At 42.0% G+C, this 26,792-nt stretch carries 22 protein-coding genes; 21 read left to right on the top strand and 1 reads right to left on the bottom strand.

The window, feature by feature from the left end; all coding sequences use genetic code 11:
* Positions 1-77: 77 nt before the first annotated feature.
* From dnaE to C6Y06_RS12370, 7 genes are all read left to right on the top strand, one after another.
* Positions 78-3,413 carry a DNA polymerase III subunit alpha gene (gene dnaE, locus C6Y06_RS12400; RefSeq protein WP_060596985.1) on the top strand — a complete coding sequence of 1,112 codons (3,336 nt, stop codon included), beginning with the start codon at positions 78-80 and terminating at the stop codon, positions 3,411-3,413.
* Positions 3,414-3,554: 141 nt separating this feature from the next.
* Positions 3,555-4,787 carry an NADP-dependent malic enzyme gene (ystJ, locus tag C6Y06_RS12395; protein WP_106036956.1) on the top strand — a complete coding sequence of 411 codons (1,233 nt, stop codon included), beginning with the start codon at positions 3,555-3,557 and terminating at the stop codon, positions 4,785-4,787.
* A gap of 304 nt (positions 4,788-5,091) precedes the next feature.
* A complete protein-coding gene (gene accD / locus C6Y06_RS12390; RefSeq protein ID WP_060596984.1) occupies positions 5,092-5,967 on the top strand; it encodes an acetyl-CoA carboxylase, carboxyltransferase subunit beta in 876 nt (291 codons plus the stop codon).
* Positions 5,952-6,929 carry an acetyl-CoA carboxylase carboxyl transferase subunit alpha gene (accA, locus tag C6Y06_RS12385; protein ID WP_106036955.1) on the top strand — a complete coding sequence of 326 codons (978 nt, stop codon included), beginning with the start codon at positions 5,952-5,954 and terminating at the stop codon, positions 6,927-6,929. Before accD ends, accA begins: the two co-directional genes overlap by 16 nt.
* 341 nt (positions 6,930-7,270) lie before the next feature.
* Positions 7,271-8,230: a 6-phosphofructokinase gene (pfkA, locus tag C6Y06_RS12380; protein ID WP_012010865.1), complete on the top strand. Its 960-nt coding sequence runs from the start codon at positions 7,271-7,273 to the stop codon at positions 8,228-8,230.
* A 27-nt stretch (positions 8,231-8,257) separates the two neighbouring features.
* Positions 8,258-10,018, top strand: a complete 1,761-nt coding sequence (pyk, locus tag C6Y06_RS12375; protein WP_066030563.1) for a pyruvate kinase — start codon at positions 8,258-8,260, stop codon at positions 10,016-10,018.
* 102 nt (positions 10,019-10,120) lie between these two features.
* Entirely contained in the window at positions 10,121-10,510 is a 390-nt protein-coding gene (locus tag C6Y06_RS12370; protein WP_060596983.1) for an FxsA family protein, read from the top strand.
* Between the two features lie 25 nt (positions 10,511-10,535).
* Here the strand turns inward: C6Y06_RS12370 and ytvI are convergent, their stop codons facing one another.
* A complete protein-coding gene (ytvI, locus tag C6Y06_RS12365) occupies positions 10,536-11,654 on the bottom strand; it encodes a sporulation integral membrane protein YtvI (RefSeq protein ID WP_060596982.1) in 1,119 nt (372 codons plus the stop codon).
* 100 nt (positions 11,655-11,754) lie between these two features.
* Between ytvI and C6Y06_RS12360 the strand changes: the two genes are divergently transcribed.
* The 14 genes from C6Y06_RS12360 (at position 11,755) to nrdR (ending at position 26,785) form a co-directional block, all read left to right on the top strand.
* A complete protein-coding gene (locus C6Y06_RS12360; RefSeq protein ID WP_007501699.1) occupies positions 11,755-12,219 on the top strand; it encodes a DUF441 domain-containing protein in 465 nt (154 codons plus the stop codon).
* A 375-nt stretch (positions 12,220-12,594) separates the two neighbouring features.
* Positions 12,595-13,713 (top strand): citrate synthase, encoded by a 1,119-nt coding sequence (gene citZ, locus C6Y06_RS12355; protein ID WP_034661848.1) that lies wholly within the window; start codon positions 12,595-12,597, stop codon positions 13,711-13,713.
* A 148-nt stretch (positions 13,714-13,861) separates the two neighbouring features.
* Positions 13,862-15,133: an NADP-dependent isocitrate dehydrogenase gene (icd, locus tag C6Y06_RS12350; RefSeq protein ID WP_008346060.1), complete on the top strand. Its 1,272-nt coding sequence runs from the start codon at positions 13,862-13,864 to the stop codon at positions 15,131-15,133.
* Between the two features lie 34 nt (positions 15,134-15,167).
* A complete protein-coding gene (gene mdh / locus C6Y06_RS12345; RefSeq protein WP_034661844.1) occupies positions 15,168-16,106 on the top strand; it encodes a malate dehydrogenase in 939 nt (312 codons plus the stop codon).
* Positions 16,107-16,292: 186 nt separating this feature from the next.
* Complete coding sequence (locus tag C6Y06_RS12340; RefSeq protein ID WP_066030564.1) at positions 16,293-17,021, top strand: response regulator transcription factor; 729 nt, start codon at positions 16,293-16,295, stop codon at positions 17,019-17,021.
* Entirely contained in the window at positions 17,014-18,756 is a 1,743-nt protein-coding gene (gene pnpS, locus C6Y06_RS12335) for a two-component system histidine kinase PnpS (RefSeq protein ID WP_106031192.1), read from the top strand. Before C6Y06_RS12340 ends, pnpS begins: the two co-directional genes overlap by 8 nt.
* Positions 18,757-19,011: 255 nt before the next feature.
* Positions 19,012-21,651 (top strand): DNA polymerase I, encoded by a 2,640-nt coding sequence (gene polA / locus C6Y06_RS12325; RefSeq protein WP_106036953.1) that lies wholly within the window; start codon positions 19,012-19,014, stop codon positions 21,649-21,651.
* Between the two features lie 28 nt (positions 21,652-21,679).
* Complete coding sequence (mutM, locus tag C6Y06_RS12320) at positions 21,680-22,513, top strand: DNA-formamidopyrimidine glycosylase (RefSeq protein WP_106031193.1); 834 nt, start codon at positions 21,680-21,682, stop codon at positions 22,511-22,513.
* A gap of 174 nt (positions 22,514-22,687) precedes the next feature.
* Positions 22,688-23,320, top strand: a complete 633-nt coding sequence (gene ytaF / locus C6Y06_RS12315; RefSeq protein ID WP_066030566.1) for a sporulation membrane protein YtaF — start codon at positions 22,688-22,690, stop codon at positions 23,318-23,320.
* Between the two features lie 14 nt (positions 23,321-23,334).
* Positions 23,335-23,940, top strand: a complete 606-nt coding sequence (coaE, locus tag C6Y06_RS12310) for a dephospho-CoA kinase (RefSeq protein ID WP_034661832.1) — start codon at positions 23,335-23,337, stop codon at positions 23,938-23,940.
* 172 nt (positions 23,941-24,112) lie between these two features.
* On the top strand, positions 24,113-25,135 hold the full coding sequence (locus C6Y06_RS12305; RefSeq protein WP_060596977.1) for a glyceraldehyde-3-phosphate dehydrogenase: 1,023 nt from the start codon (positions 24,113-24,115) through the stop codon (positions 25,133-25,135).
* A 234-nt stretch (positions 25,136-25,369) separates the two neighbouring features.
* Positions 25,370-25,750 carry an adenosylmethionine decarboxylase gene (gene speD / locus C6Y06_RS12300; RefSeq protein ID WP_003216492.1) on the top strand — a complete coding sequence of 127 codons (381 nt, stop codon included), beginning with the start codon at positions 25,370-25,372 and terminating at the stop codon, positions 25,748-25,750.
* 185 nt (positions 25,751-25,935) lie between these two features.
* Positions 25,936-26,322, top strand: coding sequence for a hypothetical protein (locus tag C6Y06_RS12295; RefSeq protein WP_060596976.1), 387 nt, complete (start codon positions 25,936-25,938; stop codon positions 26,320-26,322).
* Positions 26,323-26,326: 4 nt separating this feature from the next.
* Positions 26,327-26,785, top strand: a complete 459-nt coding sequence (gene nrdR, locus C6Y06_RS12290) for a transcriptional regulator NrdR (protein ID WP_003216720.1) — start codon at positions 26,327-26,329, stop codon at positions 26,783-26,785.
* Positions 26,786-26,792: the final 7 nt, after the last annotated feature.

The raw sequence follows: 26,792 nt of genomic DNA, 5'->3' as shown, positions 1-26,792 counted from the left end.
AAGAAAGAACATTTGTTTCTCACCGCATCGCGTTTTATAATGAAAGAATGACTTTAGACGAAAGGAGTGGATTAAGCATGTCTTATGTTCATCTTCAGGTCCACAGTGGATACAGCTTATTAAGCAGTGCGGCAAAAGTAAAGGAGCTCGTGCTGAAAGCGAAAGAACTTGGCTGCAAGGCGCTCGCTCTTACCGATGACCATGTGATGTATGGAACGGTTGAATTTTATAAGGAATGTAAAAAACATGGCATCAAGCCGGTCATCGGTTTAACAGCTTCTGTCTTCATAGATGAACAAGAGACAGAGGCTTATCCCTTGGTACTCCTTGCCAAAAACAATGAAGGCTATCAAAACTTGATCAAAATCAGCAGTGTGCTGAAATCAAAATCAAAAGCTGGACTGAAAGAAAAATGGCTGAAAAGCTATCACCGCGGGCTCATTGCCATTACGCCAGGCGCTTCTGGCTACATTGAAACGCTGCTTCAGCATGATCAGATAGAAGAAGCGCATGATGCGGCGAAACAATTGAAAGATATTTTCGGTGAGGGACATGTGTACATCGCACTTCAGCCATTTCAGCAAAACGAATCGCTTGCCGGTAAACTCAGGGACGTCTCAAAAAGTGCGGAGATTCCTCTTGTTGCGACGGGAGATGTCCACTATATCAATCGAGAAGACAAAACCGCCTATACGTGTTTAAAAGCCATTAAAGCAGGGCAGCAGCTGTCAGAGATTGAGGAAGACCGAGGAGAAAAGCATTTCAGAACCCTTGAGGAAATGAAGGAATGGTATGCGCAAGATGAGGAGCTGCTGACAAGAACGGTGGAGATCGCAGACCGCTGTGAAGTCGATTTAAATCTTGGGCAGACAAAACTCCCTTCCTATCCGACTCCTGATCAATCAACAGCAGATCAGTTTTTACGCAAAGTGTGCGCAGAAGGGATGAAGCAAAGAAAGATTGCTTCAAATGATACGTATGTGAAAAGACTTGAGTACGAACTGAGCATTATCCAAAAAATGAATTTCAGTGATTATTTTCTCATCGTGTGGGATTTTATGAAGTATGCCCATGATCAAGGCATTGTCACAGGGCCAGGACGTGGATCGGCAGCAGGGTCACTTGTTGCGTATGTATTGTTTATTACAGATGTTGATCCGCTCCGTCACGGTCTGTTGTTTGAGCGTTTCTTAAATCCTGAGCGAATCAGTATGCCAGATATTGATATTGATTTCCCCGATACGAGAAGAGATGAAATCATTTCTTATGTAAAAGACAAATACGGAGACATGCATGTGGCACAAATTGTCACGTTTGGAACACTTGCAGCAAAGGCAGCCTTAAGAGATGTCGGACGTGTGATGGGGATTGATTCAAAGGCAGCGGACCGTCTTGCAAAGCTGATTCCGTCAAAGCCAGGAACGACGCTGAAAGAAGCGGTGGCTGCATCCCCTGAATTAAAAACGATGCTCCAGCAATCCGAGGAGCTTCGAAAGGTCTTTCAAACCGCTTTAAAGGTTGAAGGCTTGCCAAGACATACCTCCACACATGCAGCCGGCGTTGTGCTAAGCGAGGAGCCGCTGACAGAGGTCGTTCCAATTCAAGACGGCCATGATGGTGTGTATTTAACGCAGTATGCGATGAATTATTTAGAAGATCTCGGACTTTTAAAGATGGATTTCTTAGGACTAAGAAACTTAACCTTAATTGAATCCATTAAAAACCAGATTGAAAGACAGGAAAACGTCCACATTAACTTTAGTGACATTTCATATGAAGATCAGAAAACATTTGAATTGTTATCAGCGGGAGATACAACTGGGATTTTCCAGCTTGAATCACAAGGAATGCGTCAGGTGCTGAGACGCCTGAAGCCCTCTAGTTTAGAAGACATCGTGGCGGTCAATGCCCTCTACCGTCCAGGTCCAATGGAGAATATCCCGCTCTTTATCGACCGAAAGCACGGCAGAGTCAAGGTCTCTTATCCGCATCCTGATTTGTATGACATTTTAAAGGACACATATGGGGTCATCGTCTATCAGGAGCAAATCATGCTGATTGCGGCGAAGATGGCAGGCTTTCAGCTGGGCGAGGCAGATCTATTAAGAAGAGCAGTTTCGAAGAAGGATAAAAAGGTCCTTGATGAAGAGCGAAGCCATTTTGTTGAAGGATGCCTAAAAAAGGAGTATCCTGTTAACATTGCAAATGACGTTTATGACTTAATCGTCAAATTTGCAAACTATGGTTTTAATAGAAGCCATGCTGTTGCATATAGCATGATTGGCTTTCAGCTTGCTTACTTAAAAGCGCATTATCCGTTATATTTTATGTGCGGACTTTTAACGAGTGTGATTGGAAATGAAGACAAAGTCGCTCAATATTTCTATGAGGCAAAGGAAAAAGGGATATCTGTGTTGAAGCCTTCTATTAATAAGAGTGAATTTCCATTTACGGTTGAAAAAGGGGAGATCCGCTACAGCTTAAGAGCGATCAAAAATGTCGGAGTGTCAGCTGTAAAGGATATATACAGGGCAAGACAGGAAAAGCCGTTTGAAGATTTATTTGATTTTTGCGCAAGAGTATCAGCAAAGAGTGTCAACCGAAAAACGATTGAAGCGCTCATTTTTTCAGGGGCGATGGATGAGCTTTATCCAAATCGTGCTTCGTTATTGGCATCAATAGATATTGCATTAGACCACGTGTCATTTTTAAATCCAGATGATCAACTGGACTTTCTGGGGGATACAACCTTCTCCATTAAGCCAAAATATGCGGAGATAGAAGAACTGCCGCTTGTCGATCTCCTGCAATTTGAAAAAGAGGCACTTGGGTTATATTTATCAAATCATCCTGTACAAACGTACCGAGATCGCTTAAGAGAGAATGGTGCAGTGGAAATCATCAGACTTTCTTCCTATATAAAGCGAAAGATCTCAATGGGTGGTCTTTTGACAAAAGTGAAATCGATTCGGACAAAAAATGGACAATCGATGGCATTTGTCACATTTGGGGATGAAACGGGAGAAATGGAAGGCGTCGTCTTTCCAGAGCAATTTAGAAAGCTGTCCCCCTTACTTGAGGAGGGCGCCATGCTTTATGTTGAAGGCAGAATAGATGTCAGAAATGACAGCAGCCAAATCATCGTGCAAGAAGCCGTTCTGCTTGAAGAGATGGGCACACAAAGAAAAGAGTCTGTCTACATTCGGGTGAAAGAAGAAAACCATACGCAGGAACTGCTAGAGCAAGTAAAGCGGGTGATCTCGATGCACAGCGGAGAAGCAGATGTCTATTTGTATTATGAGAAGCAAAAAAAGACAGTGAGACTTCCAGATGCATACAAGGTTCATGCAGATCATGCTGTGATTTTCCAGTTAAAAGAGCTGCTCGGTGAACAAAACGTTGTGATTAAATGATGACAAATCACCTGAATATGTTTTACAAATTCACCTATTGTGTTATCATTTTAAAGATTCTGTGTATTTAAAACTGCCAGTATGTGCTTATCAACTTAGCAATTCATTAAATCATTTTCCACTTGAAGGAGTGTTCTACACATGTCATTAAGAGAAGAAGCATTACATATGCACAAAGAGAATCAAGGCAAACTCGAATCAAAATCAAAAGTACAAGTGAAAAATGCAAAAGACTTGAGCTTGGCTTACTCACCTGGTGTTGCAGAACCATGTAAAGATATTTATGACGACACAAGCAAAGTGTATGATTATACAATGAAAGGCAATATGGTCGCTGTTGTCACAGACGGAAGCGCTGTTTTAGGGCTTGGTAATATTGGTGCAGAAGCATCTCTTCCAGTAATGGAAGGAAAAGCTGTATTATTCAAAAGCTTCGCGGGCGTTGATGCCTTCCCGATCGCGCTTGCGACAAACGATGTAGACAAAATCGTTGAAACAGTAAAGCTTCTTGAGCCAACGTTTGGCGGTGTCAACCTTGAAGATATTGCAGCTCCAAACTGCTTCATTATCGAAGAGCGCTTGAAAAAAGAGACAAACATTCCAGTGTTCCACGATGATCAGCACGGAACAGCGATTGTCACAGTAGCAGGACTTGTAAATGCCTTGAAACTGTCTGGAAAATCAATGTCCTCCATCAAAGTGGTGGCAAACGGCGCTGGAGCAGCGGGAATTGCGATTATCAAGCTTCTATATCATTTCGGTGTACGTGATATCATCATGTGTGATACAAAAGGCGCAATTTACGAAGGCCGCCCGAACGGTATGAATACAGTGAAAAATGAAGTCGCTAAATTCACGAACCAAGACCGTAAAGAAGGTTCATTAGAAGAAGTCATTGAAGGCGCAGACGTCTTCATCGGGGTTTCAGTAGCAGGCGCTTTAACAAAAGAAATGGTTGGAAAAATGGCAAAAGATCCTGTCATCTTCGCTATGGCGAATCCAAATCCAGAGATCATGCCAGAAGATGCACATGCAGCAGGTGCAAGTGTTGTAGGAACTGGCCGTTCTGACTTCCCGAACCAAGTGAACAACGTACTGGCATTCCCAGGAATTTTCCGCGGAGCATTAGATGTACGTGCAACTCACATTAACGAAGAAATGAAAATTGCAGCCGTTGAAGCGATTGCTTCTCTTGTTGCAGATGAGAAATTGTCAGCTGAATACGTCATCCCTGAACCATTTGATGCACGTGTAGCACCAGCGGTAGCAAAAGCGGTAGCAAAAGCAGCAATGGAAACTGGCGTTGCAAGAATCAAAGTCGATCCAGAAGCAGTCGCTGAAAAAACAAGAAAATTAACGATTATCGGCGAATAATCAATTGGAAAAGTGTGCACGTTCTTTCTGAAATTGGAGGAAAGACGTGCACCATTTCCTCTCTTACGCGAAAATTTTTTCATCCGGAATGATATTTTTTTGTAGACGTTCACAATTCACATATATCAACTGCTCAGCGCCCCAAACACATACTCATTTCTCATCAATTCCCCATTGAAAAAATTGAATGAAGGATGACAGCGTTTGACAAAAAAAGTACAATAGTTTCGGTACAGTTATGACATGTCCTATAATAGTGGATGTGCGTGTAAAGAAAAAACCCTTCAAAAAGGGAGGTAGTCATTTGTCAATCAAAAATATTTTCAGTAAAAAGAAAAAATATGCATCTGTACCCTCTGAACAGGCAAGCCAAGATGTGCCTGAAGGCATCATGACCAAATGTCCGCAATGTAAAAAAATAATGCTCACCAAAGAATTAGATAAAAATTTACGTGTTTGCATGAATTGCGGCAGACATTTGCAAATGAATGCAAAGCAGCGTATTGATAGCCTTGTAGACGAAGGCACATTTGAAGAATTTAACGGGCACCTGATCTCAGAAAACCCGCTCGGATTCCCAGGCTACGAAGAAAAGCTTGAGAAAGACAGAGAAAAAACGTCTTTGAATGAAGCCATTGTCACAGGTCAAGGTGAAATTGAAGGCCAGCGTGCTGTGATCGCTGTCATGGATGCCACATTCCGTATGGGCAGCATGGGCTCGGTTGTTGGTGAAAAGATCACACTTGCGATCGAGAAAGCAAAAGCGGACAAGGTGCCATTTATCATCTTTACTGCATCAGGCGGAGCGAGAATGCAAGAGGGGATCCTCAGTCTCATGCAGATGGCAAAAACAAGCTCAGCATTAAAACTGTTCAGCGAGGATCAAGGTTTGATTATCTCTGTGATGACGAACCCAACAACTGGCGGTGTATCAGCTAGTTTCGCCTCTCTTGGTGATTACAACTTTGCAGAACCTGGTGCTTTAATTGGGTTTGCAGGCCGTAGAATCATTGAACAAACAATCCGTGAAGACCTGCCAGAGGACTTCCAAACGGCTGAATTTTTGTTGAAGCATGGACAGCTGGATGCTGTCATTCATCGTGCAGAGATGAAAGAAACACTAGGCCGAATCTTAGCATTACACAGCACAGGAGGTGAACGAGAGTGGCTGGAGAACTAGAATTTGAAAAACCTGTCATTGAACTTCGAGCGAAAATTGATGAACTGAAAAAGTTCACACAAAACTCAGAAATGGATTTAAGTGCAGAAATTGAGCGCCTTGAAACACGTCTGAGCAAGCTTGAAGCAGACATTTATACAAATTTAAAGCCGTGGGACAGAGTGCAAATTGCTCGTCATGCGATGCGTCCAACAACTCTCGATTACATTCAAGAGCTGTTTGACAACTTTTTCGAATGTCATGGTGACCGTTTCTATGGTGATGATGAAGCCATTGTTGGAGGAATCGCCACGTTTAAAGGGTTTCCTGTCACAGTCATTGGCCATCAGCGCGGAAAAGACACAAAAGAAAACTTGCGCCGTAATTTCGGAATGCCTCATCCAGAAGGCTACCGTAAAGCGCTGCGCTTGATGAAACAAGCAGATAAATTTAATCGCCCGATCATTTGCTTTATTGATACAAAAGGAGCTTATCCTGGGAAAGCAGCTGAAGAACGCGGACAAAGTGAAGCAATTGCGAAAAACCTATTCGAAATGGCAGGACTTCGTGTACCGGTTGTCTGTATTGTCATCGGAGAAGGCGGAAGTGGCGGCGCACTAGGCTTAGGCGTAGGAAACCACCTATACATGCTAGAGAATTCAACGTATTCAGTGATTTCACCTGAAGGTGCAGCAGCACTGCTCTGGAAGGACTCATCACTTGCGAAAAAAGCTGCAGAGACAATGAAAATTACCGCTCCAGACCTAAAAGAATTAGATATTATAGATGATGTTATTAAAGAAGTGCAAGGTGGAGCACATCGAGACGTGAAACAACAAGCAGCCTACATTAAAAAAACATTAAAACAGTCACTTACATCTTTGCTCAAACTAACACCTGAAGAACTAGTCGAACAAAGATATCAAAAATACAAAGCAATCGGGAAAGTATCGGTTGAAAATCAATATATTGGGGTAAACTAAATAAACGTACAGCCTTTTTGGCTGGCGTTTATTTTTTTCACCCTTTTTCATGAAAACCGCCCTCATGTAAGCGCTATTTGAAAATAATTTTCTTTTGTTTTCATAAAATTTGAAACGTCTGAAAACCTTGATATGATAAGCTTTAGAAGGATCGATCTTCCTCGTTTTTGAAAGAATTGCTTTCATGACTTTCTTAACTTTTGTTTAAAAACGGTTTATTTAATTGTATAATAAGTACGGTTTTAGAAATACGTATTGAAAACATCCGGTTTTGCTCATGATTGTTTTCAAGCAGTGGAAATGGTATGTTTAATTCATATATGGTCTCTGAGGTGAAAAAGATGAAGCGTATAGGAGTTTTAACGAGCGGTGGGGATTCCCCAGGAATGAATGCAGCTGTGCGCGCAGTTGTAAGGAAAGCGATTTACCATAATGTTGAAGTTTACGGTATTTATAATGGATATTCAGGTCTAATTAACGGTAAAATTGAGAAACTTGAAATAGGTTCAGTTGGCGATATCATTCATCGTGGAGGAACAAAACTTTACACGGCAAGATGCCCTGAATTCAAGACAGTTGAAGGTCGTGAAAAAGGCATTGAGAACTTAAAAAAATTCGGTATTGAAGGACTTGTTGTGATCGGCGGAGACGGTTCATTCATGGGAGCGAAGAAATTAACTGAGCTTGGTTTTCCATGTGTAGGTGTCCCGGGTACAATCGACAACGATATCCCAGGTACTGATTTCACTATTGGCTTTGATACAGCACTGAATACAGTCATTGACGCCATTGATAAAATTCGTGATACAGCCACATCTCATGAACGTACATACGTAGTGGAAGTAATGGGAAGACATGCTGGTGATATTGCTCTTTGGTCAGGTCTTGCAGGCGGAGCCGAATCTATTTTGATTCCTGAAGCAGACTATGACATGGATGAAATTATTGCGAGGTTAAGAAGAGGGCACGAGCGCGGCAAGAAGCACAGTATCATTATCGTCGCAGAAGGCGTAGGCAGCGGTGTTGAATTTGGTAAGCGGATTGAAGAGGAGACAAGCCTTGAAACCCGTGTATCTGTCTTAGGACATATTCAGCGCGGAGGTTCTCCAAGCGCATTTGACCGAGTACTGGCAAGCCGTTTAGGAGCATACGCAGTAGAACTTCTTCTTGAAGGAAAAGGCGGACGCTGTGTGGGCATTCAAAGCAACGAACTCGTTCACCACGATATTTTAGATATCTTAGATAAAAAACATACAGTCGACCAAAATATGTACCGACTTTCACAAGAGCTCTCTATATAAAACGAGAAGACCTTAGGAGGAACAGTAATGAGAAAGACAAAAATCGTTTGTACAATCGGTCCAGCAAGTGAAACCATTGAAAAGCTGACTGAATTGATTGAAGCAGGAATGAATGTAGCCAGACTAAACTTCTCTCATGGAGATTTTGAAGAGCATGGTGCACGCATTGAAAACATTCGTAAAGCAGGTAAAACATTAGGCAAGGACATTGCGATCCTTCTTGATACAAAAGGTCCAGAGATCCGTACACGTACAGTTGAAAACGGCTCAATTGAGCTAGTCGCTGGTGCAGATCTTATCGTGAGTATGGAAGACATTGTTGGAAATACGGAAAAAATTAGTGTGACGTATGAAGATTTAATTCATGATGTAGAAGTGGGCTCAACGATTCTATTAGATGATGGTCTTATTGGTTTAGAAGTGAAAGAAATTAACATGGACCGCAAAGAAATCGTCACAAAAGTCATGAATACAGGCACGCTCAAAAACAAAAAAGGTGTAAACGTACCAGGTGTAAGTGTGAACTTGCCAGGTATTACAGAAAAGGATGCCAATGATATTCTGTTCGGAATTGAACAAGGCGTCGATTTCATCGCTGCTTCTTTTGTTAGACGAGCTTCTGATGTGCTTGAAATTCGTGAGCTTCTTGAAAAGAATAATGCGGCTGACATTCAAATCATTCCTAAGATTGAAAACCAAGAGGGTGTTGATAACATCGATGAAATCCTTGAGGTATCAGATGGTTTGATGGTTGCGCGTGGAGATCTTGGTGTAGAGATCCCGGCAGAAGAAGTACCGCTTGTTCAAAAAATGCTGATCAAAAAATGCAATCGTTTAGGCAAACCTGTCATCACAGCTACCCAAATGCTTGATAGCATGCAGCGTAATCCTCGTCCAACTCGTGCGGAAGCAAGTGACGTGGCAAATGCCATTTTTGATGGCACAGATGCGATTATGCTTTCTGGTGAAACAGCAGCAGGAACATATCCAGTGGAAGCTGTACAAACGATGCATAACATTGCATCACGTTCAGAAGATGCACTCAACTATAAAGCAATTCTTTCTCGCAGAAGCGAAGAAGTAGAAGTCAGCATTACAGATGCCATCGGTCAATCTGTTGCACATACAGCGATGAAGCTTGACGTGGCAGCGATTGTGACACCTACGGAAAGCGGTCATACAGCGAGAATGATTTCAAAATATAGACCAAAAGCACCAATCGTAGCGGTCACAGCAAACGAATCAGTAGCAAGAAAGCTGTCTCTCGTATTCGGTGTATTTGCAAAGAGCGGATCAAAAACGACGTCTACTGATGAAATGCTTGAGAATGCAGTCGAGAAGTCGATCGAAACGGGCTATGTGAGACATGGCGATTTAATCGTCATTACAGCTGGTGTGCCAGTTGGTGAAACAGGTACAACGAACTTAATGAAAGTATATGTTGTTGGTGACATCATTGCGAAAGGTCAAGGAATTGGCCGTAAATCTGCATTTGGACCGGTTGTCATTGCACAAAGCGGAAAAGAAGCAGACGAAAAAATGTACGATGGTGCGATTCTTGTCGCAAACTGTACAGACCGTGATATGATGGGTGCTTTAGAGAAAGCATCTGCCTTGATCACTGAAGAAGGCGGCTTAACAAGCCATGCAGCAGTCGTTGGACTCAGCCTTGGTATTCCAGTGATTGTGGGTCTTGACAGCGCAACAACACTGCTAAAAGAAGGCGAAGAGATCACAGTAGATCCGGCACGCGGAGCGATCTACAAAGGCCGAGCAAGCGTCCTTTAAATCATACACACGAGGGGAGTTATCTGACTCCTCTCTTTTTTTATGTTACACTAAAAAAAGTAAAACAGCTTTCGATGAAAGATACCCCATGAGGTGATATGGTTGAAAAAATATTTGCTACTATTATTGATTCTGTTCCCTGCAGTGGAAATCAGTTTATTTTTAATATCAAGTAAAATCATTGGCATTTTGCCCACGATGCTGATGATCGTGCTCACGAGTGCACTAGGTGCTTATTTTGCAAGAAAGCAAGGAATCGAAGCTTTTCAAAAAGTGCAGAGAGATTTACAGTATGGTAAAATGCCAGGCATAGCGATTGTCGATGGTTTTTGCATTCTGATTGGCGGTCTGCTGCTGCTCATTCCCGGCTTCTTATCGGATATCATTGGTGCGCTGCTACTCATTCCGATGACGAGAAAGCAAATCAAGCCGCTCTTTGAACGCTGGCTTAGAAACATGTCTAATCGCAATCGCTATACGATTATTCGCTAAAGAGACCTTGAGCTCAAGGTCTCTTTTACTTTTGCATGCCGTACCGAATGTATTGATAGATATCTCTAAAAACACCTGCATTACGAAATGCCTGCCACACGACAAGGGAAGCAGGACCAATGACAAGTCCAAGAAAACCAAAGCATTTTAACCCGACAAATAATGCCACAAGCGTTGCTAAAGGATTAAGCCCAATGGACTTGCTTAAGACTTTTGGCTCTGAAATTTGTCTTTGAATGAGCACGACAATATACAAAATGCCGAGCCCGATAGCGAGTGAAAGATTTCCTGTCATAACGGAGTAAATGATCCAAGGCAGAAAAACAGTACCGCTCCCGATATAAGGAAGTAAATCGACAAACCCAATACATAAAGCAATGACAAAGGCATGCTCGACTTTTAAGATGATCAGACCAATGACGACGAGGCCGATGGTCATAGCAACAAGCAGAAGCTGCGCCTTCATAAAACCGGTAATGGCTTTTTTGATTTCAGATAAAATGGCGCGTGTATGCTGCATCCATTTTGCGGGAAAGATACGAGAGCCATATTTTTTTAACGTAAACCAATCTTTCGTGATAAAAAAAGTCGCCAGTGCAGAAAACAAAAGGGTTGCGGCTGCATCAGGCAAAAGACCTAAAAAAGCCGGGATAAGCTCGAGCGTTTTTGAAAGAAAAGTCCCTATTTTTGCGGCAGCTTCATCGCCTAGCGCTTGGATTTGTCCTAAAATCGATTCCTTTTGACCTGCTTGAAGCGTATTAAATTGGGCGGTGACATCATGGTACAAAGGCAGAATCTTATCTGTAAAAAACCGTTCGACAATACCAATCATTTGATCAAGGTGTCCAGGCAGAACCTTTGCTAAATAAGCACTTCCTGAAATAATTTCTGCTACTAAGAGTGTGATGAAACCGGCTGCTGCCACTAAAAAGAGCAGTAGTACAATGACTACTACAATTCCTCTCGGCATTCCGGTGATCTCTTCTATTTTGCATACGGCAGGATGAATCAGGCAGGATACAATAAGTGCAATCCAAAAAGGATATAAAAACGGAAAAGACTGATATAAAAAGACAACCGCAATTACAGCAATGCTGATCATCATCAAACTTCGCAGAAAAATGGCCATATAGGCGTGATTCACACAATCCCCTCCAAAAAACAAGCATGTCCGATACTTCATTTTATTCAAAAAGATTAGTAATATGAAAAGGTCGCAATAAAAAGAAAGGAAGGGGCGGCGTATGTTTACTCAAGCAAATTTATTTTTGGTTCTTTTACTCGTTATTGCACTTATTGCAAAGAACAATTCATTAATTTTAGCGGTTTCTGTGCTGATTGCGATTAAGCTGATTGGTTTGGATCAAAAAATTTTCCCGGTTCTCCAATCAAAAGGCATCAATTGGGGTGTCACCGTCATTACAATTGCTGTGCTTGTTCCTATTGCAACAGGTGACATTGGATTTAAGCAGCTTGGAGAAGCCATGAAATCTTCTTATGCTTGGATTGCACTTGGAGCGGGTATATTAGTAGCATTAATCGCAAAAAACGGTATTGTGCTACTCGAAAATGATCCGCATATCACGGCAGCGCTTGTGTTCGGGACAATTTTGGCAGTCAGCTTATTTAAAGGTGTAGCTGTCGGTCCGCTGATCGGAGCAGGAATTGCTTATTTGGCGATGCAGGCTGTGAAATTTTTCAGCGGTTGAAAAGAGAGTGGTTCATGCCACTTTCTTTTTTATTTTTTTCTTGCGTGAGCTTTTGCAAAAAAACATAATTAAATATAATAAAAGAAGCAAAATCCCTTTATTCCATGCCTTATATGGAAGACTGGAAAAAAAAATATCAAAAAAAATTATAGTTAAACATTTAACAAATGTCTGATTATTGTTTATAATGGGAATAGGCTTAATTTTGAACTCATTGATCACACAAGAGATATGAGGCTAAAAGCGCTCTAACCGTATAGGTAAATGTAAGCATTTTCTTTTCTGAACCTGCCGTCTTATTCGGATTGGATAGCGCTTTCAAAAAGCGAGAATTCTGCAACGAAGGGGAATCTTTTTAAAAAGGGGAGATTGAACATGACAGCAACAAGAGGTCTTGAAGGTATTGTGGCAACAACTTCATCCGTAAGCTCAATTATTGATGATACTCTTACTTATGTAGGGTACAATATCGATGATTTAACTGAAAAAGCTACATTCGAAGAAATTGTCTACCTGTTATGGCACTTAAAGCTGCCGAATGAGCAAGAGCTGAGTGAGTTAAAACAGCAGCTCAATGAAAATGCTCACATTCCGCAAGAAATCATTGAGCACTTTAAATCGTATTCGCTGGACGGGGTTCATCCAATGTCTGCGATTCGTACAGCGGTATCCTTACTAGGTTTACTCGATGACGAATCAGAGATTATGGACAAAGAAGCGAATTACAGAAAAGCCATTCGTTTACAGGCGAAAATTTCTGGACTAGTCGCTACGTTTTCACGCATTCGAAAGGGACTTGAGCCTGTACAGCCAAAAGAAGAATACAGCTATGCTGCGAACTTCTTGTATATGCTAAATGGCGAAGAGCCGTCACCAGTAGAAATTGAGGCAATTGATAAGGCACTCATTCTACATGCAGATCATGAATTAAACGCATCGACATTTACAGCACGTGTATGTGTTGCTACACTATCAGATATCTACTCTGGTGTAACAGCGGCTATCGGTGCGCTGAAAGGACCACTTCATGGCGGAGCCAACGAAGGCGTGATGAAGATGCTTTCAGAAATTGGCGAAGTTGAAAACGTAGATTCCTATATTCATGGTAAGCTAGAGAAGAAAGAAAAAATTATGGGCTTTGGCCACCGCGTATACCGTCAAGGTGACCCGCGTGCAAAGCATCTAAAAGAAATGAGCCAGCGTTTAACAAACCTCACTGGCGAGCCGAAATGGTATGAAATGTCTGTTCGCGCAGAGGAAATCGTGACATCAGAGAAAAATCTTCCACCAAATGTTGATTTTTATTCTGCATCTGTATATCACAGTCTTGGGATTGATCATGACTTGTTTACACCAATTTTCGTGATCAGCCGATTCTCTGGATGGATTGCTCACATTCTAGAGCAGTATGACAACAACCGTCTCATCCGTCCAAGAGCTGACTACATTGGACCTGATCTTCAAACCTTTGTTCCGATCAGTGAAAGAGACTAATGTTTATAGAATAGCGGGGGCTGATCCTCAGGAAGGCCAATCAGCCTCTATATCAACAAAAAACGAATCACGTGAAAAACTTCTTCGCTTGCAGACATCAAGCCAAGAAGTTTCAAATATTCACTACATAACCTGGGAGGTAATATCATTGTCACAAGGCGAAAAAATTACAGTTACTGGCGGCGTATTGAATGTACCAAATAATCCAATTATCCCGTTTATCGAAGGGGACGGAATCGGTCCTGACATTTGGAAAGCAGCATCAAGAGTACTTGAAGCAGCTGTAGAAAAAGCATATAAAGGTGAAAAGCAAATCACTTGGAAAGAAGTATATGCAGGTGAGAAAGCTTACAATAAAACTGGAGAATGGCTTCCTGAGCAAACACTTGAAGACATTCGTGAATACTTAATCGCGATCAAAGGACCACTGACAACACCAATCGGCGGAGGAATCCGTTCATTAAACGTGGCACTTAGACAAGAGCTTGATCTATTCACATGCTTACGTCCAGTTCGCTGGTTCCAAGGCGTACCGTCTCCTGTGAAACGTCCAGAAGACACAGATATGGTCATCTTCCGTGAGAACACAGAAGATATCTATGCTGGTATCGAGTATGCAAAAGGATCAGACGAAGTGAAGAAGTTAATTGACTTCTTGAAAAACGAATTAGGTGTAAACAAAATCCGTTTCCCAGAAACGTCAGGTATCGGAATCAAGCCAGTTTCTGAAGAAGGAACTTCTCGCCTTGTCAGAGCGGCTATCCAATATGCAATCGACCAAGGCCGTAAGTCTGTGACGCTTGTTCACAAAGGAAACATCATGAAATTTACAGAAGGTGCCTTCAAAAACTGGGGCTACGAAGTGGCTGAAAAAGAGTTTGGAGACAAGGTCTTTACATGGGCACAATATGATCGTATTGTAGAACAAGATGGAAAAGATGCGGCAAACAAAGCGCAAAGTGAAGCAGAAGCTGCTGGCAAAATTATTGTCAAAGACAGCATTGCAGATATTTTCCTTCAACAAATCCTAACTCGTCCAGCTGAGTTCGATGTTGTGGCAACAATGAACTTAAACGGAGATTACATCTCTGATGCTCTTGCAGCACAAGTTGGTGGAATTGGTATCGCACCAGGTGCGAACATCAACTACGAAACAGGACACGCTATTTTTGAAGCGACTCACGGAACAGCACCTAAATATGCTGGTCTTGATAAAGTGAATCCATCTTCTGTTCTTCTATCAGGCGTGCTTTTACTTGAGCACCTTGGCTGGCAGGAAGCAGCTGATCTAGTGATTCAATCTGTTGAAAAAACAATTGCATCAAAAGTCGTCACTTACGATTTTGCTAGATTAATGGATGGCGCAACAGAAGTGAAATGTTCTGAGTTTGCTGACGAGCTCATCAAAAACTTGTCTTGATTCTTAAACTTTAAAGTTAAAGGGGAAAAAGGAAATGGCAAACAAGCGTAAAAAAGTATCTGTCATCGGAGCAGGCTTTACTGGAGCAACTACAGCATTTCTAACGGCTCAAAAAGAATTAGCGGACGTCGTATTAGTCGATATCCCGCAGCTTGAGAACCCAACAAAAGGGAAAGCACTTGATATGCTGGAAGCAAGTCCTGTTCAAGGCTTCGATGCAAACATTACAGGAACTTCTAACTACGAAGATACAGCCGGTTCTGATGTCGTGGTCATTACGGCGGGAATTGCAAGAAAGCCGGGAATGAGCCGTGACGATCTCGTGTCAACAAATGAAAAAATCATGCGCAGTGTGACACGCGAAATCGTTAAATATTCTCCAGAAGCCATCATTGTTGTGTTAACAAACCCTGTTGATGCAATGACGTATGCAGTTTATAAAGAATCAGGATTACCAAAAGAAAAAGTCATTGGACAATCGGGCATTCTTGATACAGCACGTTTCCGTACGTTTGTTGCTCAAGAATTAAACCTATCTGTTAAAGATGTGACGGGCTTTGTACTTGGTGGACATGGCGATGACATGGTTCCTCTTGTTCGTTACTCTTATGCAGGCGGTATCCCGCTTGAAACATTGATTCCAAAAGATCGAATTGATGCAATTGTTGAAAGAACAAGAAAAGGCGGCGGCGAAATCGTGAACCTATTAGGTAACGGTAGTGCATATTATGCTCCTGCTGCTTCACTAGTCGAAATGGTTGAGGCGATCCTTAAAGATCAGCGCCGCGTCATGCCGACGATTGCTTACCTTGAAGGTGAATATGGCTACGAAGGCATTTACCTAGGTGTACCAACAATCGTAGGTGGCAACGGTCTTGAGAAGATCATCGAGCTTGAGCTGACAGAAGAAGAAAGAAGTCAGCTTGACCGTTCTGTTGAATCTGTTAAGAATGTCATGAAAGTATTGTCTTAATATGAATAAAAAAGAAGGCTTCTCTCATGAGGAGTCTTCTTTTTGTTTACAAAACAAATCTTGTCGAAATTTTAAATTGTCCTCTTGTTAAGCTTTCGTTAAAATGAAAGAGAAAGCATGACTTCTCGCTTTTCACATAAGATACAAAAAACGGATGCAGGGGAAATCACTAATTGGAGGCACAACATGAATAAAAAAATATTAGTTGTGGATGATGAAGAATCGATTGTAACACTTCTAAGCTATAACCTTGAAAGAGCGGGCTATGATGTCGTCACAGCAAGAGACGGGGAAGAAGCGCTTGAAAAAGCAGCAAGTGAACAGCCTGATCTCATTGTATTAGATTTAATGCTTCCGAAGATGGACGGCATTGAAGTGTGCAAACAACTGAGAATTCAAAAAATGATGTTCCCTATTTTAATGCTGACAGCAAAGGACGATGAATTTGATAAGGTGCTAGGCCTTGAGCTTGGAGCCGATGATTACATGACAAAGCCATTCAGTCCTAGAGAAGTGGGTGCTCGGGTAAAAGCCATCTTGAGAAGAGCACAGCAATCTCAGCCTGCCCCCACGCAAGAGGAGAAGGAAGAGATCATTGCAGACCAAATCAAAATTGGTGAACTGCGCATTTTACCAGAACACTACGAAGTCTATTTCCAGGAAGAACGTCTAGAGCTCACACCAAAAGAGTTTGAACTGCTGCTTTATTTGGCGAAGCATAAAGGACGTGTCCTCACGCGTGATTTATTGTTAAGTGCCGTTTGGAATTATGACTTTGCAGGTGACACTCGTATTGTGGATGTCCATATTAGCCACTTGCGGGACAAAATTGAAAAGAACACGAAAAAACCAACATACATTAAAACGATTCGCGGCTTAGGCTACAAATTGGAGGAGCCAAAGTCAAATGAGTAAAATTAGAACCCGTCTGTTTTCGGGACTCATTTTTCTCCTTTTTATTGTGTTTGTGGCACTTGGTCTTTTCTTGGACCACATGTTCCATGTTTTCTATGAAACCAAATTAACGGAACGAATGGAAAAGGAATCGAGCTTCCTCCTGTCTTCCATGAATGGTGACGATCTGAAGGCGAAGCAAAACAAGGAGGTCCTCCATCAGGCAAAGCAGCATTTTGATATGAATGCGTCGATTGTGGACCTGAAGGGGAATATCATACATACAACGGGTCAAGCAGAACAAAGGGCCATCATTCGAAACACGCTGAACAATGAACGTTTCCAAACAAAAGGGGTCGTCATTGACGATGAGAAGGATGCGCTGTTTCATTATGCTGTCCCGATCCTGAAACAAAACGAACCAGCGGGTTATTTATTTCTCCATGCGTCATACGAGCCTTTAAATGAAATTGACGGCCAGCTCTGGCTTGCATTAGCCTTTTGTCTTGGCTCGGCGATTATCATCATCGTTTTCTTTGGGTACCGCATGTCGATGAAATATGTGAAACCAATTGATTATGCTACAAAGGTAGCCAAACAGCTGGAACGCGGGAACTATGATACGAATAACTATGAAGAGTTGATGATTGAAACAAGTGAACTGAATACTTCCATGAAGCGTTTGGCAGGAAGTCTTCAAGAAATGACAAGTGCCGGTGAAATGCAGAGAGACCGGCTGCAAACGGTCATTGAAAATATTGGAGCGGGGATTATTTTGATTGATAAGATGGGTTATATCCACCTAGTCAATCGAACCTTCCGCAAGCAGTTTAAAGTCCAAAAGCATATTTACATGCACAAGCTGTATCACGAAGCGTTTACACATGAAGAGATTATCGAATTAATTGACGAAATTTTCATGACAGAAACGAAGGTGCGGAAGTTTTTGCGTTTAGCCGTTGACATTGAACGCCGCTACTTCCAAGTGGATGGTGTACCAATTTTAAGTACAGACGATGAATGGAAAGGTATTGTCCTTGTGTTTCATGACGTGACAGAAACAAAGCAGCTGGAGCAGATGCGAAAAGACTTTGTCGCCAATGTGTCTCACGAATTAAAAACACCGATTACGTCGATTAAAGGATTTTCTGAAACCCTTCTTGATGGTGCGATTGATGACAAAGAAGCACTGACAGAATTCCTTTCTATCATTTTAAAAGAGAGTGTCCGTCTAGAAACGCTGATTCAAGACTTACTTGATCTTTCTAAAATTGAACAGCAGCACTTCAAGCTGAATATTCAAGAAGCCAATGCGACAGAAATCATTCAAGAGATTGAAGTGCTGTTAAAACAAAAGGCAGCAGAAAAAGGTATTCAATTACAAGTGCGTGTCCCGAAAGAACCGGTCTATGTTATGGCAGACCCGCTAAGGTTAAAGCAAATCTTCCTCAATCTCGTCAATAATGCCCTGACCTATACACCAGAGGGAGGAAGTGTTACCATCTCAGCAAGACCGCGGAAAGGTGCCTATGAATTTGATGTAGCAGATACAGGAATCGGCATGAAGAAAAGCGAGATTCCAAGAATATTTGAGAGATTTTATCGAATTGATAAAGATAGAAGCAGGAATTCAGGCGGTACAGGTCTTGGTCTTGCCATTGTCAAACACCTTGTGGAAGCGCATGAAGGAACGATTTCTGTCCACAGCAAACAAGGCAAAGGAACGACTTTTACAGTGAGCCTGAAATCGACTTAGAGAAAAAAAGGAAAGTCACGTTAAAATTTACATGATCTTTACAATGAATTCATGTTTTGTTAAACATTCATTGATAGGATGAATAGGAACCCCTTCATCCAAGGAGCCAATTTTGGAAGGACGAAAACACTTGTTGTTTTCGTCCCTTTTTTGTGCAGGCTCGACTATTTTCTTTTCAAAATAAACTTTGATAAAATGAAGATACAATGTGTGAAAGAGACGGCTGAGATGGCTCAGCCGATGGAGGATTAAAACATGACAGACAAAAAGAAATTAGTGTTAGTGGATGGAAACAGCCTCGCATATCGAGCCTTCTTTGCTTTGCCGCTATTATCAAATGATAAAGGCGTACATACAAATGCTATTTATGGCTTTGCGATGATCTTAATGAAGATGCTGGAGGACGAGAAGCCTACCCATATGCTCGTCGCATTTGATGCGGGAAAAACAACATTCCGCCACGAGACATTTAAAGAATATAAAGGTGGAAGACAAAAAACTCCGCCAGAGCTATCAGAACAAATGCCGTTCATCCGTGAACTATTAGATGCCTATCAGGTGAAAAGGTACGAGCTTCCTCAATATGAAGCAGATGATATTATCGGTACATTGGCTGTCGAGGCAGAAAAAGACGGCTTTGAAGTCAAAATCTTCTCAGGAGATAAGGACTTAACACAGCTCTCAACAGATCATACGACAGTGGCTATTACGAAAAAAGGCATCACAGAAGTAGAATATTACACACCTGCTCATATTGAAGAAAAATATGGCCTGCGACCAGATCAAATCATTGATATGAAAGGGCTGATGGGAGATTCCTCAGATAATATCCCAGGCGTCCCAGGTGTAGGCGAAAAAACAGCGATTAAATTGTTAAAGCAGTTTGAAACAGTTGAGAACCTGCTTGAACATATTGATGAAGTGAGCGGGAAAAAGCTAAAAGAAAAACTTGAAGAATATAAAGAACAAGCAGTCATGAGTAAAGAGCTGGCGACGATTCTTGTAGAAGCACCTATTGATGTGTCAAGCAAAGATCTCGCATACGAAGGCCCTCACATGGATCAAGTGATCTCTCTTTATAAAGAACTGGGCTTTCAAACGCTGCTAGAGCGTCTAGGAGAAGCACCAGAAACAGATGAACAGGTCGAAGTAGATGCATTAGAAGTGAAAAAAATGACAGCTGTAACGGACGACATGCTGACAGATCATGCAGCCCTTGTGGTAGAACAGCTTGGAGATAATTATCACGAAGCGGATTTGATCGGTTTTGCGATCCATAATGAAAATGGTGCGTTTTTTATCACGAAAGAAGATGCGCTTCAATCAGAAGCATTTAAAGAATGGGTACAGGATGAAACGAAGAAAAAATGGGTCTTTGATTCAAAAAGAGCAGTTGTCGCCCTCAGATGGCATGATGTCGATCTAAAAGGTGTCGATAATGATGTTCTGCTCGCTTCCTATGTCGTCAACCCGCAGAAATCATATGAGGACGTCGCGAGTGTAGCGAAGGAATATGGTCTGAATATCGCTCTTTCTGATGAAAAAGTATACGGAAAAGGAGCAAAGCAGGCGATTCCACCTGAAGATGAACTGAAAGAACATCTTGGACGAAAAGCAGCGGCGATCTCAGCCTTGCATGATTTAACACTTGAAGCATTAGAAAAAAATGATCAGCACGAACTGTATGAAGATTTAGAGCTGCCACTTGCTCTCATCTTAGGTGAAATGGAATCTCTTGGAGTAAAGGTAGATATAAAACGCCTAGAGAAAATGGGTGAAGAATTAACGAAAAAGCTCAAAGAATATGAAGAAACCATTCACCGCTTAGCAGGAGAAACGTTTAACATCAATTCTCCTAAACAGCTTGGCGTCATCCTTTTTGAAAAATTAGGTCTGCCGATTATTAAGAAGACAAAAACAGGCTACTCGACGTCTGCGGATGTGCTTGAAAAGCTTGAAGATAAGCATGAAATCATTCGATCCATTCTGCATTACAGGCAAATTGGAAAGCTGCAATCGACCTATGTGGAAGGCTTAATGAAAGTAACGCGTAAGGATACTCATAAAGTGCATACAAGATTTAATCAAGCACTCACCCAAACAGGAAGATTAAGCTCAACAGATCCGAATCTTCAAAACATCCCGATTCGTTTAGAAGAAGGACGGAAGATTCGTCAAGCATTCGTTCCTTCAAAAGAAGGCTGGCTCATGTTTGCAGCTGACTATTCACAAATCGAGCTGCGTGTACTCGCTCATATTTCACAAGATGAGAATTTGATCGAAGCATTTACGCAAGACATGGACATTCACACGAAAACTGCGATGGACGTGTTCCATGTCTCAGAAGAAGAAGTGACTTCCGCTATGAGAAGACAAGCCAAAGCGGTAAACTTCGGTATTGTATATGGAATTAGCGATTATGGACTTTCTCAAAACCTTGGGATCACAAGAAAAGAAGCAGCCGCATTTATCGAGCGCTATTTAACAAGCTTTAAAGGCGTGAAAACCTATATGGAAGAAATCGTCCAGGAAGCGAAACAAAAAGGCTACGTCACGACGCTTCTCAAACGCAGACGGTATATCCCGGATATCACAAGCCGTAATTTTAATATCAAAAGCTTTGCAGAACGAACAGCCATGAACACACCGATCCAAGGCAGTGCAGCCGATATTATTAAAAAAGCGATGATTGATATGGCGCGAAGGCTCAAAGAAGAAAACCTGCAGGCAAATCTTTTATTACAGGTGCACGATGAATTGATCTTCGAAGCGCCGAAAGAAGAAATCGCCATCCTTGAAAAGATTGTTCCTGAAGTCATGGAAAACGCACTTCAGCTTGATGTGCCGCTAAAAGTTGATTTTGCTTCAGGTCCATCTTGGTACGATGCGAAATAAATAATAGAGAGAAAAAGGAGCGAGGAGCATGCCGGAATTACCAGAAGTTGAAACCGTCCGGCGCACTCTCAAGCGGTTAGTCGAAGGAAAGACGATTGAAACGGTCGATATCAAATGGCCAAACATCATCAAACGTCCTGGGGAGCCGGAAGAGTTCGCAAGAAGAATGGTAGGAGAAACCATACAAACCATTGAAAGAAGAGGGAAGTTCCTCCTCTTTCATTTAGACCATTATGTGATGGTCTCCCATTTAAGGATGGAAGGGAAATACCGTGTACATGAAGCGCATGAGCCTTATGATAAACACGTACACGTCGTCTTTACGTTTACAGATGGTACTGAGCTTCGGTACCATGATGTGCGTAAATTTGGCACGATGCATTTATTTCAGCCGGGTGAAGAGGAAAAGGAACTCCCGCTTTCTCAGCTGGGATATGAACCATTTGATGAACAGTTCACTCCTGAGTATTTATGGGAGCAGTTGAAAAAAACAACCCGCGTGGTTAAAACAGCACTGCTTGATCAAAAGATTGTCGTAGGACTTGGTAACATTTACGTAGATGAGGTCTTGTTTAAATCAGGTATTCATCCAGAAACGAAAGCGAATCAGCTCAGCCAGGAATCCTGCAAAGTGCTTCACAAACAGATCATCGATACGCTTCAAGTAGCGGTAGATGCGGGAGGAAGCACGATTCGTTCTTATATCAACTCACAAGGAGATATTGGAACATTTCAGCTGCAGCTTCTTGTATATGACCGGCGGGGAGAGCCTTGCCAAACATGCGGAAGTATCATCGAGAAAACAGTGGTCGGAGGGCGCGGCACGCACTTTTGTGTGACCTGCCAAAAACGTCCTCAATAAAGTTTAGCCATGAGCATGCTTCCTTTTTGCTATGCATACGATAAAAAACATTCATTTTTCAGCAAGGTGTAGACTGACACACAGCCCACCTGCTCTTCATATAGTGAAGAAGAGTCTAAGGACGCCTAGAGACTCTTGATCATCGTTGCATGAACAGAAAGGAAGAGTTCAGGTATGATTTCGATTTCGCTCCTGTTTTTAGCTATTGCAGTCAGCATCGACAGCTTTTCTGTAGGCTTTACGTATGGGCTTCGCAAAATGAGGATCCCATTTAAAGCCATCGTCATTATTGCATGCTGCTCAGGGATTGTGCTGCTCATTTCTATGCTGATTGGCAGCCTGCTGACGGCATTTCTCCCTGTCTCAGTGACCGATAAACTGGGGGGAGGCATTTTAATTGCCATTGGCCTTTGGGTCCTGTATCAATTTTACAAACCAGCGAAAGAGCGTGATTTGCTTCTTCATGAAAAGACATTGCTCAATGTGGAAGTACAATCGCTTGGGCTTGTCATTCACATTTTAAGAAAGCCGACAAGTGCAGATATTGACCGATCTGGGACGATTAATGGAATGGAAGCGGTACTTCTTGGAATTGCTTTATCCATTGATGCATTTGGCGCAGGGATTGGCGCAGCGATTCTTGGCTTTTCTCCAATTGTTATGAGTATCACGGTGGCAGTGATGAGCTCACTTTTTGTGTGTATCGGGCTGCGTGCCGGTCATTACTTGGCAAATTGGCGCTGGATCAATAAACTCGCATGCTTACCAGGGCTTCTGCTCATATTAATTGGGGTTTGGAAGCTGTAAAAGGAGGAAATCAATTGACGCTTGTCATTGGATTAACAGGCGGGATTGCTAGCGGAAAAAGCACAGTCTCGCAGATGATAAAAGAGCAGGGCATTCGGGTTGTGGACGCAGATGTGATTGCAAAAGAAGCGGTCTCCAAAGGAACATCCGCCCTTCATCATATCGTTCAAACCTTTGGTGAGGGTGTCCTCCTGCCAAATGGAGAGCTGAACCGGCAGGAGCTGGGAGCCATTATTTTTTCTAATGAAGAGAAACGAAAGCAGCTGAATGCGATCGTTCATCCAGAAGTGCGAAAGGAAATGCTCAGGCAGCGAGATGAAGGGATCAACAGCCAAGAAACATTCGTTGTCCTTGATATCCCGCTTTTATTTGAAAGTCAGCTGGAAAGTCTTGTCGACCGGATCATTGTGGTGTATACAACACCAGAATTACAGCTATCACGACTCATGAATCGAAACGACCTCAGTGAGGAAGAAGCGCTGAATCGGATTCACTCTCAGCAGCCCCTTGAAGAGAAATGTAAAAAAGCAGACCGCGTGATAGAAAACACACAAGATCTCGCTTTTATCAGAAAGCAATTGCAGAACATATTAAATGAATGGGAACATACAGATAAGTAAGAGTACATACACGTACTCTTCTTTTTTTATGCTTTATTCTTATTTCCTTTGAAAAGAACAGCCCTTTTTAGAAAATATACGTTTATATACTGGCAATTACATTCTAATGTGATATACTAATTTCATAAATAAATTTATTGAGTATAACACATAATAGAGGAGTGACCTGTTCATGAAGGTAAAAGCAGCGATCAATGGGTTTGGCAGAATTGGACGCATGGTCTTCAGAAAAGCAATGCTTGATGATCAAATTCAAATTGTAGCGGTGAACGCAAGCTATCCTGCCGAAACGCTAGCACATTTAATTAAATATGACACAAATCATGGACGTTACGAATGCGATGTGACAGCAGAAGATGACGCACTGATTGTAAATGGGAAAAGAGTGCTTTTGCTCAATGACAGAGACCCAAAGCAGCTTCCATGGGGAGAGCTTGGGATTGATATCGTCATAGAAGCAACAGGGAAATTTAATTCAAAAGAACAAGCGATGGGCCATATAGATGCCGGAGCGAAAAAGGTCGTACTCACAGCTCCAGGTAAAAATGAAGACATTACAATTGTGATGGGTGTCAATGAAGATGATCTTGATCCTGAAAAGCACGTCATTATTTCAAACGCATCTTGTACAACAAACTGTTTAGCACCAGTTGTTAAATTGTTAGATGATGAATTCGGCATCGACAACGGCTTAATGACAACGGTTCATGCGTATACAAATGATCAAAAAAATATCGACAACCCGCATAAGGATTTGCGCCGGGCTAGAGCGTGTGCCCAGTCCATCATTCCAACTACGACGGGTGCCGCTAAAGCGCTTTCTTTAGTGCTGCCGCACATGAAAGGGAAATTGCATGGACTTGCACTGCGCGTGCCAGTTTCCAATGTATCGATGGTTGATCTTGTCGTCGACTTGAAAAAAGATGTCACAGCAGAAGAAGTAAATGCAGCCTTCTCAAATGCATCAAAAACTTCTCTATCCGGTATTTTAGACTACACGGATGAGCCGCTTGTTTCTACAGACTTTAACACGAATCCTTATTCAGCTGTCGTGGATGGACTGACAACGATGGTGATGGAGGATAGAAAAGTAAAAGTTCTTGCATGGTATGACAATGAATGGGGTTATTCATGCAGAGTGGTGGATCTTGTGAAGTTTGTCGGTTCGCAGATGAAAGAGCTTTCTGCTGTTTGAAATGAAGAAGACGAACGTCCCTTTTCAAGAAATGAGAGAAAATCCCATTGAAAACACAGCTTGCAAAATGGGTCTAAACAAAGTATACTATTTTTCGTGAACTTCTTGTTCGCAGACTCATTCGGGTATACTTAAAGGGTTAGGACCTCTTTGGACTAACTTTCCCCCGTGGTATATGTCCGGTCCGGCTGCTTAGAACTTCACTCTTTCATTCTTGTTTAAGGGGGGTCCATGATGGAAACAATCGGACGTCACGTTATCTCCGAGCTATGGGGATGCGACTGTGATAAACTGAACGACATGGATTTTATTGAAAAAACGTTTGTAAATGCAGCTTTGAAATCAGGAGCTGAAGTAAGAGAGGTTGCTTTTCACAAATTTGCACCTCAAGGAGTAAGTGGAGTTGTCATTATTTCTGAATCTCATCTGACAATTCACAGCTTTCCTGAACATGGTTATGCGAGCATAGATGTTTATACTTGCGGCGACCTAGATCCGAATATCGCAGCAGATCATATCGGAGATGAATTAGGTGCCGAAACAAGAGAAAACATCGAAATTCCTCGAGGCATGGGACCTGTACAAGTGAAACAGGCACAAGCCAAAGCACTGTAAACATAAAAAAGATTGCAATGGGAGCTGGCCAAAAGCATTGAAATGCCTTTGTGTTATGCTCCTTTTTATATTTCTTTGATATACAAAATCCAACATTCCCCAACTTGTCTATACTTTTGTTCTAGGAAAACAAAGGTTTTTTTTATAAAATAAAGAAGAGGCATTATGGCAAAGGGGATACGTATATGACTTTAGGACAAAAGTTCAAACGGTTCATGTCAAACCATACAGAAACATCTGACGAGCATCCAGTGTCAGAACTGAAAAGCCATTACTACAAAATGACGAATGCACAAGTTTTTCAAGCGGTGGAAGCCATGCTTTCCCGAAACGATTCCTATCAAGTGACATCTGTTTCAGCAGAACGAGGTGAAATCAGCGCAAACATCAGAATGCCGAAAAAAGCCTTTCTCGTAGCGACTGTCATTTCAATTCGTCCTTTTGAAACAGCTGTCGATTTTAATGTGACAACAGAAACGGTCCTGCCAACAGATTTTGGTTATAGTCAGAAGGCCGTTTTGTCCCTTTATGATGAACTAGACAAACAACTTCCAAGAATAGATCGGAGCTGATGAAATGAAATGTCCCACATGTCAGCACCTTGGCACAAGGGTGCTTGATTCAAGACCAGTAGATGAAGGGAAATCCATCCGTCGTAGAAGAGAGTGCGAAAGCTGCCAGTATCGCTTTACGACGTTTGAGAAATTAGAAGAATTACCGCTGATTGTGGTGAAAAAAGAAGGGATTCGAGAAGAATTCAGCCGCGAAAAGATGCTGAGAGGACTCATTAAAGCGTGTGAAAAGCGTCCTGTTGCTTTAAAGCAGCTGGAGGATGTCTGCTTTAACATCGAAAAAGAACTGCGTAATCAAGGCATGTCAGAAGTGAAAAGTGAGCTTGTAGGTGAAATGGTGATGGACGAGCTGGCAAAAATTGATGAAGTGTCTTACGTCAGGTTTGCCTCAGTTTACCGGCAGTTTAAAGATATCAACGTCTTTATTGATGAATTAAAAGATTTATTAAAGAAAGAACGCTAAAAAAGAG

The organism is Bacillus sp. MZGC1 (assembly GCF_002998605.1).
Lineage (GTDB): Bacteria > Bacillota > Bacilli > Bacillales > Bacillaceae > Bacillus.
This window is presented reverse-complemented; position numbering and strand designations above follow the sequence as displayed.